Genomic DNA, 17603 nt, shown 5'->3' with positions numbered 1-17603 from the left:
CGAACATGTAAAACACCGCAGGCGCAAACGCCACGAGAGCACGTGCGTCTTCAAGGCGCCTGCGCGTGGCCGGCGCCCTCCCGACGTTCAGGAAACATCTGTTTTGGCCTGCGGACCGCCACACGAATCAGGTCGCCGAGTCGATGATTCGGTTACGACCGGAACGCCGTGGCTGTTTCAGCCGCCCGCCTGCTCTGTCACCGTGAAGCTCGCAAGCGGCACCGTGATAGCGACCGGCGTGGCCACCTCGACCAGTTGCTGCGTGTCGACGAACTCCATGATCTCCACCATCAGCCCGTCCCTGAAGGTGACCTTGTCGACAAACTCGGTTTCGAAGCGGGCATCGCTCGGGACGAAACGCACCTCGCCGGCGCGATGTGCGAAAACCGTCTCGCCGTCGACATGAAGCGCGAGTGTTCCCACCTTGGACAGATCCCAAACGTCCATCAATGACTTGAAATTGAGGCGCACGGCGTCCCCGCCTTCGATCTTCTGGGCCATCGGGCCGAGGCGATCGCTCCCGGCGATGCGGAAGCTGCAGGCAGGATGAACATAGGCCATCAACGCGTCGAGGTCGTTGTCGGCCCGCGCCTGGTAGATCGCCTGCATGATGTTTTCAAGTTCGCTTCGATCGGTCATGGCAGTCCTCCCCTTTCGGTTACTGCACAACTCTCGTGAATCGGAAACGATGGCAGCCGGCTTCGCTCGTCATGCGAGAGCATGGGCTGGCTTGCAAGTTTGCCGCCAATCGCCACCGCTGGCAAGCAAAGAGCGACCGCGGGCATCCGACTACCGCCGATCGGCAAACGGCTCTGATGGAAGCGAAAGACCCGGCGTTTCCGCCGGGCCTCTTCAAATGTGCTCGCTTCGTCCTTCCGGTTCAGGCCGCCTCGGCGACCTCGCCGCGGATCAGGTCGCCGAGCCGGCGGATGCCCTCTTCGATCATCTTGTCGTTGGCGCAGGAGAAGCTCAGGCGCAGCGTGTTCTCGCCCGATCCGTCGGCGAAGAAGGCGCGGCCGGGGACGAAGGCGACTTTCGCCGTCTGGATCGATTTCGCCAGAAGCTCGGCACCGTCCGTGCCCTTCGGCAGCGTCACCCAGACGAACATGCCGCCTTCCGGCTTGGTCCAGGTCACGCCTGCCGGCATGTATTTTTCGAGTGCGGCAAGCATCGCACTGCGGCGGTGCTTGTAGACCCTGTGGATCTTCTGCACCTGTTCGTCGAAGCCGCGCTCGGCAACGGTGCAGATCGCCATCTGGTTGATGGTCGAGGAATGCAGATCCGCCGCCTGCTTCATCAGCACCAGCTTACGGATCACCGCTTCGGAGGCGCAGACCCAGCCGACGCGAAGGCCCGGCGCCAGCGTCTTGGAAAAGCTGCCGCAATAGATCGTGCGCGTGCTGTTGATGTCGCCCTTGCGCGCGATCTCCAGCGCCAGGATCGGCGGGATCGCCTCACCGTCGTAGCGCAGCGATTGGTAAGCCGCATCTTCGATGACGGCGATGTCGAGTTCCTCGGCGAGGTCGAGCACGCGCTCGCGGCCGGCGCGATCAACCGTCTCGCCGGTCGGGTTGGCAAAGTCGGCCGAGAGGTAAGCGAATTTCACCCGGCCGCCGGCCTGCGCGGCCTGCTGGCGATAGGCTTCGGGCGTGCGGTTGCCGCCGGGGTTCAGCTGGTCGTAGGTCGGCTCGTAGGCATTGAAGGCCTGCAGCGCGCCGAGATAGGTCGGCCAGGTGACGAGCGCGGTATCCTTCGGCGACAGGAACAGCTTGCCGAGATAGTCGAGCCCCTGCTGCGAGCCGGAGGTGATGAAGATGTTGTCGACCGTCGCCGGAATGCCGAGGGCCGCCATCTGCTTGGCCAGCCATTCGCGCAAGGGGCGATAGCCCTCGCTTACCGAATATTGCAGCGCCGCGCTGACGGCCGGACCGTCGAAGATCTCGGCGTAGGCCCCCTTGAATTCCGCATCGGGGAAGAGTTCGGGATCGGGAATGCCGCCGGCAAAGGAGATGATATCGGGACGATCGAGCAGTTTCAGAAGCTCACGGATTTCGGAGGCGCGCATCCGGCTCGAACGCGTCGCGAAGATATGGTCCCAATTCAGCATGGGCAGTTTCCTCGAGATCTTTGCAACGGGACCACGGATGAAGCGGCTTTCCGACGTCCCGCGTTTCTTTGTCGATTGTCCGGCGACAGGATCATGTCCGCCATTTTATGTCAACGTTATTGACCTAAATCAGTTCTTTTTTCGTCGTCTACGGCTTTCGAACCGGCCGCTGCCGCATGGTGACTTGGATGACGTAACGTGAGATCTTTGACGCGTCGCCAGCGCTCGTGGATATCTTCGCGACGTGCTAGATTCCGAGCTGACGCCAGGGCTATTTTCGATGCGCAGTGACGGCGCCGGGAGGTTTGCGTGATCGACACTTCATCAGCATCCGTTTCACTTAAGGTTCCGACATTTGCGGACGTCGAAGCCGCGCGGGAGCGCATTTCCGGCGCAGCCCACCGCACCCCCGTCTTGACGTCGCGCACGGCGGACGCAATGGCCGAGGCGTCTCTCTTCTTCAAGGCGGAGAACCTGCAACGCGCCGGCGCGTTCAAGTTTCGCGGCGCCTACAACGCCGTCGCCGCACTTGATGACATTTCGCGGCGCAACGGTGTCGTCGCCTTCTCCTCCGGCAACCACGCCCAAGCCCTCGCCGATGCGGCGAGATTGCAAGGCGTTCCGGCAACGATCGTGATGCCGAAGGACGCGCCGGAGATAAAGATCGCGGCGACGAAGGCCTATGGCGCCGAAATCCATTTCTATGACCGCTATACTGAGGATCGCGAGGCAATAAGCCGACGCCTCGCCGCCGAGCGCAGCGCAACTCTGGTTCCCCCCTTTGACCACCCGGAGGTGATTGCAGGACAGGGCACCGCCGCGCTGGAGTTGATCGAAGAGGTCGGAGAGCTCGATTTCATTGTCGTGCCGCTTGGCGGCGGCGGCCTGCTCGCCGGCAGCGCGCTCAGCGCGCGCGCGCTCTCACCCGCATGCAAGATTGTCGGCGTCGAGCCGGAGGCGGGCAACGACGGCCAGCAGTCGCTCCGCAAGGGCGAGGTCGTGCGCATACCGGCGCCGAAATCCATTGCGGACGGCGCGATCGTCACCCATGTCGGCGATCACAACTTCGCCATCCTGAAACACACGGTCCACGACATCGTAACCGTGACCGACGCCCAACTGGTCGAGACCATGCGTTTCTTCGCCGAACGCATGAAGATCATCGTGGAGCCCACCGGCTGCCTGGCCGCGGCGGCTGTACTGCAAGGCGTTCTGCGCTGTGCGGGCGCGAGGGTGGGCATTCTCTTAAGCGGCGGAAATGTCGATCTGAAGACGTTCAATGAGCTGCTGAGCGCGCGCTAGATCCCCTCACCCGCGGGATTGGTTCAAGACGTGCGTGCGGCTCGCTTACTGCATGTTTCGTCAGTTGGGGTACTGCAAGGCATCTCCTCGCTTCCTCATTCCTGTGCTTGTCACAGGAATCCAGTCAGCCCAAGTCCTTGGGCTGAAAAGACTCTTCCGCGCCACGCCGGAGGCGCTTGTCCTACGTCACGGCGCGCCTTATCAGGCACGCATGACGTTCGATGAAGGAAAAGAGATGCCGCCGCTCAGCAACGAGACGAATGTCTTCTACCGCGACAACGCTGAAGCCTATGCAAGCCGGGAGCGCAAGGCGCCGGTCGCGCGCCTCGATCGGTTTCTCGCCAGGCTTGAACCCGGCGCAAGGATCCTTGAACTCGGCTGTGGCGGCGGCCAGGACAGCGCCTATATGCTCGCCAGGGGGTTCGACGTGACGCCAACCGACGGCTCGCCGGAACTCGCGGTGGAGGCAGAACGGCTGCTCGGCCGGCCGGTCGAGGTCGTCCGATTTGAAGAGATCGGATGGCACGAAGTGTTCGACGCCGTCTGGGCGGAAGCATGCCTCCTCCATGTGCCGCGTGCCGACCTTGCCGATGTGCTTGCCCGCATCCAGCGCGCATTGAAAGCCGGCGGGATATTTCATGCGAGCTTCAAGGCAGGAAACGGCGAAGGCCGCGATCGCTTTGGGCGCTATTACAACTATCCTTCGCGCGACTGGCTGATGCGACGGTTCGACAAGAAGGACTGGGCGGAGCTGGAAATCGCCGAGGCGGATGGCGGCGGCTACGACGGCGAACCGACCCGCTGGCTGCATGTGTCGGCCGCTAAACCAATTTCATGAGCCGTTGGCAAAACAACGGGGGAAGGCCGGATTGCATCCGGTCTGCAAGGCCTTTCCAGCCTGAATGGTGCCGCTCAGGCCTCGCCCTCGTCCAGATAGCTGCAGATCAGCAAGAAACAGATCCCAGCCAGGATGAGGAGATCGAAAAGAGCGAAGTTTTGCAGAATCGCCTGCATCGCGCTTCCTCCTGCCAACCAACACATAAGAACATGAATTGGTTTCCAGAGAAAGAAGAAATGCGGAATATTATTTCGAGATACCGTGCGGAATGGCTGATATTCTTGCACCGCACAACACTATTCTGCAATGCACAAAAGCTTTTTTCGGAAAGTTGCATGTCCGTGAAAGCCGGGGCGTGACGTCTGGCTAATATGAATGCGCAATACTTCTCTCGCAAAACTCGCTTGAGTATAGACAGCATCAAATACAAATATTTGCGACGGGCAGTCCCGGAGTTGACGAATCAGAATCGCATCGGCAGCCTTCTGCTCGGCGTGGCCTACGCCTAACCTCCCAGGACCTTCCCCAGCACGGTCTTAAACGGAGGCAAAGGGACTTCTGTCTCGGGTCGCAGTCTTGGTCCGATCGTTTCGGGCGTGTTGCTGGGGAACTCCGTCCGGGACGTGAAAGGCCCGACAATGACGCAAAACGGAAACTTCAAACGTCGTGTACGCGCCCGCGCGGCTAGAACAGGCGAGTCCTACACGACGGCTCTCATGCACGTTCGCCGGAGCTCGTCGAACGATATAAAGCCTGAAGCCAAATCAGTGCGTTTGGCTGTAGCGCAATCCACTGTCTTCGATGATCCTCGCAACGTCGCGGCGCTTCGCGCTAGCGGGCTGGAAATGAGACGCCTTATGCGTCAAGCGCATGAAGCCGGAGCAAGACTCGTGCATTTTCCCGAAGGCGCGACCTGCTCCCCTAACAAGCGCATCATGTCCAGTATCGGTCCCGAACAAGTCGGAACTTCCGATTGGCGCCGGTTCGAATGGACTGTCCTGCGTGAGGAACTGGAAGCCACCAGGAAGCTTGCACGGCAGCTGGGGCTCTGGACGATCGTCGGATCAGTGCACCAACTCACCCCACCTCACAGGCCGCACAATAGCCTGTATGTCATCTCCGATCGTGGGGAAGTGGTGACGCGTTACGACGAGCGCATGCTGTCAAACACCAAGATCTTGTTTATGTATACGCCGGGTTCAACCCCGGTGACGTTCGAGGTTGATGGGGTCCGCTTCGGCTGCGCGCTGGGCATGGAGTCGCACTTTCCGGAGATTTTCATCGAATATGAGCGGCTTGCTGTCGATTGTGTTTTGTTCTCGACCACCGGCGGCTCGTCCAATGACCTGGCTTTCGCCGCCGAGACGCAGGGACACGCCGCAAGCAACAGATATTGGATTAGCTTCTCTGTTCTCGCGCGGCGTGGTCTGACTGCTCCTTCGGGAATCGTTGGTCCCGGCGGTCAATGGGTCGCACAATGTGCAGCGGATGGAGCACCCTCGATTGCCGTCGTCGATATCAATGACGATCCGGGAGACCTCGCCCGGTCTTGGAGGCGAACGGCACGGGGAGGCATTTACGAGCCGCACCTGGCGGACAACGACCAACGAAGCCGCAGACGCGATATGTTCTGAACTTGGCGACGACAGCAGCGAGCGGGAGAGCGCTTCCCGTTCGCCGACTATCGTCAAGCGATCAAGTCAACGAAGATGCTGCTCCGGAGACGACCGTTGTTGTTCGCTTATCAGCTCTTGCAGTACGGCGTTGAGGTATTCCGGTTGTTCCAGCGGAACGTAATGGCCGCAATTTCGGACAATCGTCAGGCGTCCGTGCCGCGCCTGCGCTGTCTGCATTGAGCTGGCCTCAGGTCCAGGCGCGCGATCATCTTCGCCGGTGACGATCACGATCGGCCGCGGCAAGCTCAACACAACGTGCTCTCTGCTCGGCCGCGTATGAAACACCGTGACGCCCCGCGCAACGTCCTGCAGCGGCTGGCGAAAGGCAATGGCTTTTGCGGCGTCGATCACTTGGCTGCTGGCTGATTCGGAAAACAGCGAAGCCCAATAGGTATCCCATGCAGCCGCCAAGCCCTTTGCTTGAAGCAGTTCCAAGACGGAAACGTGGAGCGTCGGATCTGGCCGATGGCGAGCCTTCGTCCCGATTAGCACCAGTGCGGCAATCCTTTCCGGCGCGAGTGCGGCAATCTCGAGAGCACAGGACCCTCCGACCGAGCAGCCAACGACGATCAGGCGGGTACCGCGAACCGACCTCAGGGCCTCAACTGCCCAGGCGTCAATGCTGTCCCCCAAAGAATAGAGCGTCGGCGCATGAGTGGAGCCCGGCAGAAGATGCATCTGCCCTTTCCACATCGAGCCATCAAGCGGCAGCGCGTGCAGAAGAAGGAGTTTCAGCCTACTGTTGCTCATAGCCGCGGCAAATAGGCATCCCGGGGTTTTTGCGCCCATTAGGCGGGCTGGACGGATTTGACGCCGCCGCTGCTGTCGACGACGCAGTTGAACTTGCGGCCGCCGGCGTCGACGTCGACGCTGTAGCTCGTCGCATCGAGCTGGCGCGAACTCGTCGGCAGAACCCTGGCGCCGCCGGCTTGCGCCACGACGGCATTGGCGCAGATGAGCTGCAGGTCGGCGGGCGCAGTCTGCAGGCTGGTTCGGGCCATGTTCTGCGGCTCGGGCGCCGATGACCGGCATCCGGCAACAAGCGAGACGCATGCCACGGTAAATGCGCACCATGCGATCGAATGCCGTTTCAAGCTGGTTGTCGACAAATTCTCACCCTCCAGATGTCGCCTTCGCTGGCCATTTTCCACACGCCCCGGTACTTCATACACCCTTGTAAAGTGCCGCCCCCTGCATCAGCACGATGACCTTCGCGCCGATTTTCACGCGGGAGTGCAGATCGATGACATCGTCGTTGTTCATCCGGATGCAGCCGGAGGAAACGTCGAGGCCAATCGTCCAGGGCTCCACGGTGCCATGGATGCGATAGATCGTGTCGTTCTCGCCTTCATAAAGATAGAGCGCCCTCGCTCCCAGCGGATTGTCCGGCCCGCCCGGCATGCCGGCCGCCCATTTCGCCGCGTTCGGGTCGCGCGCTACCATCTCGGGAGGCGGCGTCCAGGTCGGCCACTCGGCAGTGCGACCGACGCGAACGATGCCCGCCCAGCCGAAGCCTTCGCGGCCGACGCCGATGCCGTAGCGGATCGCCTGGCCGCCGGGCTGGACGAGATAGAGAAAGTGCTGGTTGCCGTCGATGATGATCGTGCCCGGCGGCTCGGCCGTGCGGAAGGGAACGACCTGCCGGCGAAAGGCCTCCGGCACCTGCTTGTTGCGCGCAAAATACTGCCGCGCCTTCCGCTTATCGTAATCGACCCATTTCTTCGTGCGGGCGTCGTAGATCTGCGTGGCGGCGAGCGCCGCCAGTGGCCCGAGGCAGAGGCCGGCGGCAAGCACGATCAGGCCGATCTTCCGCATCCCTCCGGCACGCTTTCCTTCCGTTTCAAAGCTATTCCGGATCTTCGTCATTGTTTTGCCCACCCGTCGATGCGTGCTGCGTGGCCGTCGACCCACTTCTTCGCATAGTCGGAAGGCGCCTGGCGTTCCACCTCGAGCGCGTAGCTCATCGCGGTCACTTCCTCTGGCGAGAAATCCACCTCTTCGAGGAACTTCGCGATATCAGGATGCTTCTTTCCGAACGCCGTCGCATAGGCGATGTGGAAATGCGCCGTATCCCAGGCGGTGGCCGCGCTCGACTTCGTGACCCACAGGGGATCGTCCGCCTGCGCGATCTTCCACTTCGCCGGCTCGTGCGGCGGCTCCTCGATGCGCGTGAGCCTGTGCAACTCGAAGACGTGATGCGGCGCATAGCAATAGAACACCATGGGCCGGGCCGTCGCGACTGCCGCATCGACCGCCGCCATCGCCACGTCTTCCTCCGCCTCGACGAGCGTGAGGTTCGCGCCATAGCCGTAGCTGTTCGCCCTCACCCGCTCTATCCCCGTCGAAAGCCAGGTCGGCGCGCCGATCCACACTTCGCCGCGTCCGTCTCCGTCGGTGTCGAGCACCGCTGTCTTTGCCGGGTCGTTCAGGTCGGCGATCGTCTTGAGACCCGCCGCGGCCGCTTCCGGCGTGGCGCAAAGGCCCTGCCAGGCCGGCACGGCACGCCCGCTCAGCACAACCGCACCCTTCTCGGTCACATATTTCTTGATGAGATCCTCGAAATTCGGCCGCCACACCTCGGGCTGGATGTCGACCTCGCCCTTGTCGAGCCCGACGAAGGCGCTGATCGTCCCGAGTTCGCGCACCTCGGCCTCGAGCCCGAACTTCTTGGCGATGCTCTCCTTGAGGATATTGGCCGTTGCCTGTCCGGACGGCCAATTGGGCATGGCGATCACCAGATCGGCCGCCTGTGCCGGCAGGGCGGCGGTCGCGGCAAACACGGCTGCGAAGCCCGCCGCATGGAGTTTCGTGCTTCTCTTCACAGTCCCCTCCCCCAAAATGGCGGCTGATCTATGTGAATGAATGCTCTGGCTCGAATTTTGGGCGCCACGCGGGACCTGGCCTACGCGACGCAACACGGCATGCAACTTAAGTCGGCGGATCGAAGCGACCCGGAATCTATGCAGGCATGTCTTGACGGCCGGCAGGATGCACCAGCTTCTTCCCGTCAGTCAACTTGTCGTTGATTATTCGCAAGTCTCAGGCCTAACTTCGCCCGACGGCACCGGCGGAAGCAGCCGTTTGAGTTAGGCATCCGTACCGATGTCACATGCGCAGAACTTTTTCGCCGATGGAGAAACTGCTTGCCCGGAAGGAAGGACCCATGTCCGAAAGTTCGCAACCGCTGGTGATAAGCGCGCCGGAACCGCGCACGCTCGATCTCATTTTCACCCCTGCTTCCCTCGTCCGGCTTCGCGCCGGCTACCGGGTCGCCGAGACGACCGATCGGGATATTGCAGCGCTCCCCGCCGAGATTCTCGCCGAGGCCCGCTACATCATCGGCCAGCCGCCGATCTCGGGCGAACTGCTCGCTCGCATGCAGTCACTCCGCTGCGTCTTTAACGTCGAGAGCAATCTGATCGACAACATGCCCTACGAGACGCTGTTCGAGCGCGGCATCCATGTGGTGACGACCGGGGCGGTCTTCGCCGAGCCCGTGGCGGAACTCGGCCTTGCCATGGCGATCAACCTCGCGCGCGGCATCGTCGATGCGGATCTCGCGTTCCGCCAAGGCAGGGAATTGTGGGGCGGCGAAGGCAACCGCACGGCGCGCCTGATCTCCGGCGCCGACGTCGGCATCATCGGCTTCGGCGACCTCGGCAAGGCGCTCAACCGCCTGCTTTCCGGCTTCCGTACCCGCACGCGCGTGTTCGACCCCTGGCTGCCGCCGTCGATGTTGATCGAGCACGGCGTGGAGCCGGCCTCATTGGATGAGGTTCTGTCCGGGAGCGACTTCGTTTTCGTCGTCGCCTCCGTCACCAGCGAAAACCAGGGTTTTCTCGGCGCCGACACCTTCGCGAAGATGCGCAAGGGTGCTGCCTTCATCCTGCTCAGCAGGGCCGGCGTCGTGGATTTCGAGGCGCTGATGGAGGCGGTGCGCAGCGGGCACATCGTCGCCGCCAGCGACGTCTTTCCGGAAGAGCCGCCTGGCCTCGACCATCCGGTCCGCGCGCTGCCCGGCTTCCTGCGCTCGGCGCATCGCGCCGGCGCCCTCGACATCGCCTTCAAGCGGATGGGCGACATGGTGCTCGAGGACATGGCCCTGATGGACCGCGGCCTGCCGCCGATGCGCTGCAAGCGCGCCGAGCGCGAAACCGTCTCGCGCATGCGCTCGAAGCCCGTCGACAGGAACTAGATCCGCGACTGCGGCGGCCGGCGCCCCCCCCTGTCTGACTTCTCGCGCCCGAAACCTGTCGAAGGCGACCTGCAAACTTGATCGCTCCGGTCAATCCCACCTGCGAGGGCGCGGCCTTCCCGCCGGTGAGCGGGAGAAACTGCGTGCGCACAAATGGCCGCGGAATTTCTATCGCGATTGAGCTTTCGATCGCACAGCGCGGGCGATCTACTCCCCGCCAGCGCTGCATCTCGTGCGCGCATATTGGAGCCTGGGCCCGTTTTGGGGGAACCGAAATGGCGGATCGTGGTTTGAACCTTACGTACCGCACGCGAGGTGCGAGCAAGAACATCGGAGGTTCCACCATGTTGAACAAAGTGTTGGTTGCGGCTGCCATTTTCACGGCGGTTGCGTCGCCCGTCTTTGCACAGGCAGATATCACGTGCGACCAGGCGGCGATGGCGAAGCTCGAAACCGACGTAAGTCAGGTCACCGACTCCGCACGCAAGGAGCTTGCCCAGAAGGAGCTGGCTATGGCGAAGGAAGCCCTGGCGGCGAATGATCAGGACAAGTGCAAGACCCACATGTCCAACGCCATGAAGGGCAATGACCCGATGTAACGGCCGCGAGGGCCGACGTACGCTGAGGCCCTCCGCTTCACGTCGCGCGATCGGCCCGGAGCAGTTCCAGGAAACGTATGTAACGGGTTTTCCGTCGGAATTGCGTAGTGTCAAGGAGTTAGAGCATTTCACCGTTTCAATGAAACAGTGAAATTATCTAGCTCGCTCCTTACTGTAGGAAATTTCTGGTGGAAGCTGCGGAGCGGCCGGGGCTTCCGGCCAGTCTGACGAGCATGCTTCAATTGTTCGCCTTTATCTGGTACAGCTTCGAACCGAAGAGCATTGCAGCGCTGCGCCTCTTCAGAGGCGCATGGACCGCTGCAACACGTTTAATTGGTGCATCGAGGTTCGATTTTGCCGTCGTAAATTCCGGTCTCATTCATTTTCACCCCATGTGCCGCACAGCTGTTGCTGTCGACGCAGGATTGCGTTCGTCGGGTGGTGGGTCTGAGACCGGTCTGGCCTTGTCAGATGTGCCACGCGCAGTCCCTGCGTCTCAGCTCTTCAACCAGCCGAAACAACGCCACACCGTGCCCATAAGGGCTTTCTCCGACCGTCGTCTCGACGAACTTCCGAACGGAAGACCGAGACGATATGTGCAATATTCTTCGGGTCCGCTGGACCATTATTCCTCGCACTCCCCCTGAACCGCGAATTGCCTGCAGCCGATGTGAAGGCGTGAGATCTTTCCGCTCGAGCGGCAAGGTCAGGCTCAACGCCAATGGCAGGACGCTCGATGCCTGGCTGATCTACAGATGCTCAGGCTGCGGCAATACCTGGAACCGGCCGATCTTCGAGCGCCGGAACATTCGCGATCTCGATCGCGCGACATTGGAGGCGCTGCAATGCAACGATCCGGATCGGGTACGCGGCTGGGCGTTCGATCTCGATGCTCTCCGGCGGAAAGCCCAGTCGGTCGACGAATGCGCCGATGCCGACGTCCGCAAAGAGGTGCTGAGCGAATGCAACGCCTGCACGACGCTGCAAATCGACCTTGCGGTTCCGTTCGCCACTGGCCTCCGCTTGGATCGGCTGCTCGCCCGCGAGCTCGGCACCGCGCGGTCCGAGTTGCAGAATGCCTGTGACGGAATGAGGATTCGAGCCGACCCACATCGTCCGGGCATTTTCCGCAAACGGATCAAGGACGGAACGCGGGTGACGATCGGCCTCGCCGCCGATCCTGAAAGCCATTCGCGGTGGATAGCCGCGGCGACCGGAACTGGTCACGATTGAGTGCAAAAAGAAAGCCGAGGCACATGCCCCGGCTTCCTTCGCCTCTTGGGAGGTAAGGCTTAGTTCTTCGCCTTGTCGACCAGCTTGTTCTTGCCGATCCAGGGCATCATGCCGCGCAGCTTGGCGCCGACTTCCTCGATCTGGTGGGCGTCGTTGACGCGGCGGATGCCCTTGAAGCGGGCAGCACCCGAGCGGTACTCCTGCATCCATTCCGAGGTGAACTTGCCGGTCTGGATGTCCTTGAGAACGCGCTTCATCTCGGCCTTGGTTTCTTCGGTGATGATGCGCGGGCCGGTGACGTATTCGCCCCACTCGGCGGTGTTCGAGATCGAGTAGTTCATGTTGGCGATGCCGCCTTCATAGATCAGGTCGACGATCAGCTTCACTTCGTGGAGGCACTCGAAATAGGCCATTTCCGGGGCATAGCCGGCTTCGACCAGCGTTTCGAAACCGGCGCGGATGAGTTCGACCAGACCGCCGCAGAGAACGACCTGCTCACCGAAGAGGTCGGTTTCGCACTCTTCCTTGAAGTTGGTTTCGATGATGCCCGAGCGGCCGCCGCCGACGCCGCAGGCGTAGGAGAGCGCGAGGTCAAGCGCGTTGCCGGAAGCGTTCTGGTGAACGGCAACGAGGCAGGGAACGCCGCCGCCCTTCTGGTATTCGCCACGAACCGTGTGGCCCGGGCCCTTCGGCGCGATCATGACGACGTCGACCGAAGCCTTCGGCTCGATCAGGCCGAAATGAACGTTGAGGCCGTGCGCAAAGGCGATCGCTGCGCCGTCACGGATGTTGTCGGCGATCTCGCCCTTGTAGATGTCGGCCTGCAGTTCGTCCGGGGTCGCCATCATGATGAGGTCGGCCCACTTGGCGGCTTCCGCGACCGAGAGAACCGAAAGGCCGTCGGCCTCGACCTTGGCGGCGGTTGCCGAACCCGGCTTCAGCGCGATGCGGATTTCCTTGGCACCGGAATCCTTGAGGTTCAGCGCATGGGCGCGGCCCTGGCTGCCATAGCCAACGATGGCTACCTTCTTGGACTTGATCAGGTTGAGATCGGCATCACGATCGTAATAGACGCGCATCGAATTTTCCTTCCCTTTGCTGTCTGTTGTTCCTCTGGCTGGCCCAACGCATGCCCCGTAAGATCCCCTTGATCCTCGCAAAGGCTTATGCGTCCGATTGAGACCCGCCGCTACTCTTTCTTGCCGTAGAGCGTGAGAAAGGCGTCGACCGCCCGCTCCGCCCTGCGGCTGAAACTCTTCTTCATTTCGCCTGGCTCTTCACCAAGCAGCATCCGCAAATGCCAGTCGGAAACGACGAGACCGTAAAGCGCGCCATAGGCCTCCTCGGCATCATCGAAGGCAAGAAGCCTGGCCTTGCGTCCAGCCTCGAGCAGCGCGCCGGCGCGCCGGCCGATCTGGCGGCGGCCGCGTTCCTGCAGCATGTGGCCGAGCTTGGAACCCTCGCGGCTCGCCTGGCCGATCGCCAGCCGGTTCAGCGCCAGCGACACGTCACCGGCGAGCACGTCGAGCAGATCCTTGGCAAAAGCGACGAGATGCCGCCGAAGACCCGCCGCGTCGAGCGCCCCGGCGGAAACGTCGAGCGTCCTCACCTTGCTCGCCTGGTAGCCGATCATCGCCGAAAGCAGCCCATCGCGATCGCCGAACCATTTATAGAGGCTTTCCTTGGAGCAATTGGCGGCGCGCGCCACGCCTGCCGTCGTCAGCGCCTTCTCGCCGCCATCGACGAGCAGTCTCAGCGCCTGTTCAAGCACGGCGCCCTGACGCTCGGTCAGGCCGCTTCCGGCACTCGCCCCCCTGCTCTCCAAGACACCCTGCACTTCGCCGTCGCTCCATCAGTACCGTACGGTACGGTTCGCATTGTTTTAGTTAGACGGAGGAAGAGCGTCAAGGCGATTTTGCAGAAAGTTTTGCCGGCGAAGCGCGAGATAGTATGCGTCTGTCCGGCCCGATCCAAAATAATGGCGCCTCCCCTCTTGAGCCGGACCCAAGGTCATACCTTACAAGGACTTCACGAAAGGAGGCCGCATGACTGGGCAAACCGACGAAAACCAATGGCTAACCGCCGCCGAATGCGCCGAACGCCTCGGGCTGACCGTTCGGGCGCTTCGCGTCTACGAGAGCCGCGGCCTCATCTCGCCGCGACGGACGGGCAAGAACTGGCGGCTCTACGGCGCAGAGGAGTTCGCCCGCCTCAACGAGATTGTCGCCTTGAAACGGCTGGGCCTCAGCCTTTCCAGGATTACAGCGCTGCTGGGCGGTCAGACGGCAGATCTCGACCGCACGCTCGCCCTGCAGCAATCCACGCTCATCGACCTGCACGAACGTGTCGAACGCAGCCTGAATCTGATCGCTGCATCGCGGCAGAAAATCGCTGCCGGCGAAAGCGTTTCGATCACTGAGCTCATCGACATAGCAAAGGAGACGAAAATGACCGATGCCTCATCCGACGCTGTCGCCTGGCGCCGATATGAACAGGCAAAGCCGCGCAAGGAAGTGCAGGTCGAACCATCGCTTCTGCCGGAATATGAGGGCGCCTATCAATTCGGCTTCGGCGCAATCATGACCATCACCCGCCGCAAAGGCGGTCTCTCTGCGCAACTGACAGGCCAACCGATAATCGATATCTATCCAGAACGCGAAGATCATTTCTTCTACAAGATCGTGCCCGCGCAGTTGAGCTTCGTTCGCGATGCCGAGGGAAACGTCGCAAGCCTCGTTCTTCACCAAAACGGCTACGAGCAGATCGCCCCGCGTCTTGAAGACGAGGCAGCAAAGAGCGCGGCCGACGCGCTGGAGAAGCGGGTGCGCGACAAGGTGCCTTTGCCGGGTAGCGAAGCCCTGTTACGTCGCCTCATCGACGAGCATCAGCGCGGCGAGCCCGATTACGACCGGATGAGCCCGCCGCTGGCCGAACTCGCCCGGGAACAGGCGGCGACGATCGAGGCGGATCTCGCCCGCCTCGGGCCGCTGCAGTCCGTGTCCTTCAAGGGCGTGGCGCAGGATGGGTGGGACGTCTACGACGTGAAATTCGCCAACGGCGCTCTGGAATGGGCCTTTGCGCTCGGCGCGGACGGCAAGTTCAGCGGCATTTACCTCCGCCCACTCCTGTGAAGGATCGCTCGAACCCCGCTATTTCCAATCGCGCACCGCCGCCTCGATGAAGGCGACGACCGCAGCGTCGCCGAACTCGCGGCGCTCGCCGACCATCACGCGGGCGTCGCCGACGCCGCAACGCTCGCCGCCCCGCTACGCTGAGCGGCCGCGTCACCTAAGTTGTTGGTGAAGATGATGTTTCGGGCCCGGCTGCTCGCCGGCGCCTCTCTCACATTACAAAAATATAATGATCTCAATGCTTTTCGCCGATCTCGTTCACCTCTATCTTGAGAAGGAAAGAACGCCAGCGAAGCAAGTGAGACCATGAGCAAGGCAGCCAAGACGATCAGCGACGAGACGACGGCGCTTAAACCCGCCCCGGCCAACGTGCGCGTGATCCCGGCAGCGCCGCCGCCGGTGCGCCGGAAACGCCGCTCGCGTCTCTGGATCGCCCTGCCCGTGGTCCTCGCCGTCCTTGGCGCCGGCTATTACGCCTGGAGCCAGTACGGGTCCGAGCCCGCCACCGCGATGATCACGCAGGTCGTCACGCGCGGCGACATCGAAGACAGCGTCACCGCTGTCGGCACGCTCGACGCGATCAAGTCCGTCGATGCCGGCGCGCAGGTTTCCGGCCAGCTGAAATCGCTCCATGTCGAAATCGGCGACAAGGTCGAACAGAACCAGCTTGTCGCCGAAATCGACCCGGCCACGATCGAGAACCGGATCGAGATCGACCAGGCGGAGCTCGCCAATCTCGAGGCGCAGCTCATCTCGAAGAAGGCGCAGCTCGTGCTGAAGCAGGCGAATATCGAGCGCCAGCGCAATCTCGTCGCGACCAACAGCGTTTCGCAATCGACCCTGGATCAGGCGATCGCTGACCATGCCGCGGCAGGCGCCGACGTGAAGGCGATCGAGGCGCAGATCCGCAAGCAGCAGGCGACGCTCGCCGGCGACAAAGTCGACCTCGGCTACACAAAGATTTATGCGCCTGTGGCCGGCACGATCGTCGCCAATCCGGCCAAGGAAGGCCAGACCCTGAACGCCAACCAGACGACGCCGACGATCGTCACCATCGCCGACCTTTCGACGATTGAACGCCAACCAGACGACGCCGACGATCGTCACCATCGCCGACCTTTCGACGATGACGGTGAAGGCGCAGGTCTCCGAGGCTGATGTCGGCAAGCTGAAGATCGGCATGGACGCCTATTTCACCCTGCTCGGCCAGCCCGGAAAGCGCTTCACCGGCAAGTTGCGGCAGATCCAGCCGATGCCGGACACGGAAAACAACGTCGTCCTCTATTACGCCCTCTTCGACGTTCCCAATCCGACGGGCGAGCTGATGATGTCGATGAGCGCTCAGGTCTTCTTCGTCGAGGCTGCGGCCAAGGACGTGCTCGTCGTGCCGAGCGCGGCGATCCATGCGAACGGCGAAGCCACGGACGGCAAGCCGGCCAAGGCCGAGGTGACCGTGGTCACGCCCTCGGGCGTAACCGAAGCCCGCGCCGTCGAGGTCGGCATCCGCAACCGCGTCAGCGCCGAGATCGTCAGCGGCCTTGAGGAAGGCGACCGCGTCGTCGTCGATACCGCCTCGGCCGGCAGCGGCACGCGCAACACGCGGTCCCGCGGCATGCGCATGCCGCCGATGTTCTGAGCACGAACATGACCGCGCTCCTCTCGCTCCGGGACGTCAGCAAGACCTATTTCAACGGCGATCTCGCCGTCGAGGTGCTGCACGATATCTCGCTCGATATCGAGGCCGGCGAATTCGTCGCAATCATCGGCCAGTCCGGCTCCGGCAAGTCGACGCTGATGAACATTCTCGGCTGCCTCGACCAGCCGACCTCCGGCGAATACCTGATCGATGGCGAACGCGTCTCCGGCTTCGATGGCGACGAGCTCGCGGCGCTGCGCCGCCGCACCTTCGGCTTCGTCTTCCAGGCCTATAACCTGATCCCGACCGCGAGCGCCAGGGAGAATGTCGAGGTGCCGGCCGTCTATGCCGGAATGCCTGCGCGCGACCGGCACGACCGCGCCGAGGAGCTTCTGAAATCCCTCAAACTCGGCGAGCGGCTCGACCATCGGCCAAGCCAGCTTTCCGGCGGCCAGCAGCAGCGCGTATCGATCGCCCGTGCTCTCATGAACGGCGGCCGCGTAATCCTCGCCGACGAGCCGACGGGCGCACTCGACAGTCAGAGCGGCGACGAGGTGATGGCGCTCTTGCGCGAGATGAACGAGAACGGCCACACTGTGATCGTCATCACCCATTCGCGTGAAGTCGCCGAGCAGGCAGATCGGCTGATCGAGATCCACGACGGCCGCATCGTCGCCGACCGGGCGAAGAAGGGCCGCAGCAATCCGGAGGCGGCAATCGGCCTCGCCCAGCGCACCCGCGAAGGCTTTGCCGCGATTGCCGACGTTTCCGAAGCGGTGAAGATGGCGATGCGGGCGCTCCGCGCCAACCTCTTCCGCACCATCCTCACCCTGCTCGGCATCGTCATCGGCGTCGGCTCGGTGGTCGCCATGCTCGCGATCGGCAC

Annotated in this window: 17 protein-coding genes and 1 pseudogene; 10 read left to right on the top strand and 8 right to left on the bottom strand. The window is 62.4% G+C overall.

Annotation, left to right across the window (positions count from 1 at the left end; genetic code table 11):
* Positions 1–177: 177 nt before the first annotated feature.
* Positions 178–639 carry a nuclear transport factor 2 family protein gene (locus tag ILFOPFJJ_RS07770; RefSeq protein WP_173509938.1) on the bottom strand — a complete coding sequence of 154 codons (462 nt, stop codon included), beginning with the start codon at positions 637–639 and terminating at the stop codon, positions 178–180.
* Between the two features lie 241 nt (positions 640–880).
* Positions 881–2107, bottom strand: a complete 1227-nt coding sequence (locus ILFOPFJJ_RS07765; protein WP_173509937.1) for an aminotransferase-like domain-containing protein — start codon at positions 2105–2107, stop codon at positions 881–883.
* Positions 2108–2416: 309 nt separating this feature from the next.
* Here ILFOPFJJ_RS07765 and ILFOPFJJ_RS07760 point away from each other — a divergent pair, with 309 nt between their 5' ends.
* The 3 genes from ILFOPFJJ_RS07760 to ILFOPFJJ_RS07750 all read left to right on the top strand — a co-directional run bounded on the left by ILFOPFJJ_RS07760 (position 2417) and on the right by ILFOPFJJ_RS07750 (position 5881).
* A complete protein-coding gene (locus tag ILFOPFJJ_RS07760; RefSeq protein ID WP_312032684.1) occupies positions 2417–3409 on the top strand; it encodes a threo-3-hydroxy-L-aspartate ammonia-lyase in 993 nt (330 codons plus the stop codon).
* A gap of 235 nt (positions 3410–3644) precedes the next feature.
* Entirely contained in the window at positions 3645–4247 is a 603-nt protein-coding gene (locus ILFOPFJJ_RS07755) for a class I SAM-dependent methyltransferase (protein WP_173509936.1), read from the top strand.
* Positions 4248–4885: 638 nt separating this feature from the next.
* Entirely contained in the window at positions 4886–5881 is a 996-nt protein-coding gene (locus ILFOPFJJ_RS07750; RefSeq protein ID WP_173509935.1) for a carbon-nitrogen hydrolase family protein, read from the top strand.
* Positions 5882–5947: 66 nt separating this feature from the next.
* Here ILFOPFJJ_RS07750 and ILFOPFJJ_RS07745 read toward each other — a convergent pair whose 3' ends face one another.
* From ILFOPFJJ_RS07745 to ILFOPFJJ_RS07730, 4 genes are all read right to left on the bottom strand, one after another.
* Positions 5948–6673, bottom strand: a complete 726-nt coding sequence (locus ILFOPFJJ_RS07745; protein WP_173509934.1) for an alpha/beta fold hydrolase — start codon at positions 6671–6673, stop codon at positions 5948–5950.
* Between the two features lie 38 nt (positions 6674–6711).
* On the bottom strand, positions 6712–6924 hold the full coding sequence (locus ILFOPFJJ_RS07740; RefSeq protein ID WP_173509933.1) for a hypothetical protein: 213 nt from the start codon (positions 6922–6924) through the stop codon (positions 6712–6714).
* A gap of 163 nt (positions 6925–7087) precedes the next feature.
* Entirely contained in the window at positions 7088–7738 is a 651-nt protein-coding gene (locus ILFOPFJJ_RS07735; protein WP_269282467.1) for a L,D-transpeptidase, read from the bottom strand.
* Positions 7739–7785: 47 nt separating this feature from the next.
* Positions 7786–8703, bottom strand: a complete 918-nt coding sequence (locus tag ILFOPFJJ_RS07730; protein ID WP_376741396.1) for an ABC transporter substrate-binding protein — start codon at positions 8701–8703, stop codon at positions 7786–7788.
* Between the two features lie 383 nt (positions 8704–9086).
* Here ILFOPFJJ_RS07730 and ILFOPFJJ_RS07725 point away from each other — a divergent pair, with 383 nt between their 5' ends.
* The 4 genes from ILFOPFJJ_RS07725 (at position 9087) to ILFOPFJJ_RS07710 (ending at position 11950) form a co-directional block, all read left to right on the top strand.
* On the top strand, positions 9087–10118 hold the full coding sequence (locus tag ILFOPFJJ_RS07725; protein WP_173509931.1) for a hydroxyacid dehydrogenase: 1032 nt from the start codon (positions 9087–9089) through the stop codon (positions 10116–10118).
* Positions 10119–10462: 344 nt separating this feature from the next.
* Complete coding sequence (locus tag ILFOPFJJ_RS36195; protein ID WP_173510186.1) at positions 10463–10717, top strand: hypothetical protein; 255 nt, start codon at positions 10463–10465, stop codon at positions 10715–10717.
* A gap of 188 nt (positions 10718–10905) precedes the next feature.
* Positions 10906–11364 (top strand): hypothetical protein, encoded by a 459-nt coding sequence (locus tag ILFOPFJJ_RS07715; RefSeq protein ID WP_173508540.1) that lies wholly within the window; start codon positions 10906–10908, stop codon positions 11362–11364.
* A gap of 31 nt (positions 11365–11395) precedes the next feature.
* Complete coding sequence (locus ILFOPFJJ_RS07710) at positions 11396–11950, top strand: DUF1062 domain-containing protein (RefSeq protein WP_312032682.1); 555 nt, start codon at positions 11396–11398, stop codon at positions 11948–11950.
* A 59-nt stretch (positions 11951–12009) separates the two neighbouring features.
* Here ILFOPFJJ_RS07710 and ilvC read toward each other — a convergent pair whose 3' ends face one another.
* On the bottom strand, positions 12010–13029 hold the full coding sequence (ilvC, locus tag ILFOPFJJ_RS07705; RefSeq protein WP_173509929.1) for a ketol-acid reductoisomerase: 1020 nt from the start codon (positions 13027–13029) through the stop codon (positions 12010–12012).
* 110 nt (positions 13030–13139) lie between these two features.
* Positions 13140–13787: a TetR/AcrR family transcriptional regulator C-terminal domain-containing protein gene (locus ILFOPFJJ_RS07700; protein ID WP_173509928.1), complete on the bottom strand. Its 648-nt coding sequence runs from the start codon at positions 13785–13787 to the stop codon at positions 13140–13142.
* Between the two features lie 208 nt (positions 13788–13995).
* On the opposite strand from ILFOPFJJ_RS07700, the gene ILFOPFJJ_RS07695 reads away from it, so the two are divergent.
* The 3 genes and pseudogenes from ILFOPFJJ_RS07695 to ILFOPFJJ_RS07685 form a co-directional block, all read left to right on the top strand.
* Entirely contained in the window at positions 13996–15081 is a 1086-nt protein-coding gene (locus ILFOPFJJ_RS07695; RefSeq protein ID WP_173509927.1) for a MerR family transcriptional regulator, read from the top strand.
* A 306-nt stretch (positions 15082–15387) separates the two neighbouring features.
* Positions 15388–16717: pseudogene (locus ILFOPFJJ_RS07690) on the top strand (permuted SH3 domain-containing protein).
* Positions 16718–16725: 8 nt separating this feature from the next.
* Positions 16726–17603 (top strand): ATP-binding cassette domain-containing protein (locus tag ILFOPFJJ_RS07685; RefSeq protein ID WP_173510185.1); only part of this gene is annotated, 878 nt, incomplete at its 3' end.

This window comes from Sinorhizobium psoraleae (assembly GCF_013283645.1).
GTDB lineage: Bacteria > Pseudomonadota > Alphaproteobacteria > Rhizobiales > Rhizobiaceae > Sinorhizobium > Sinorhizobium psoraleae.
This window is presented reverse-complemented; position numbering and strand designations above follow the sequence as displayed.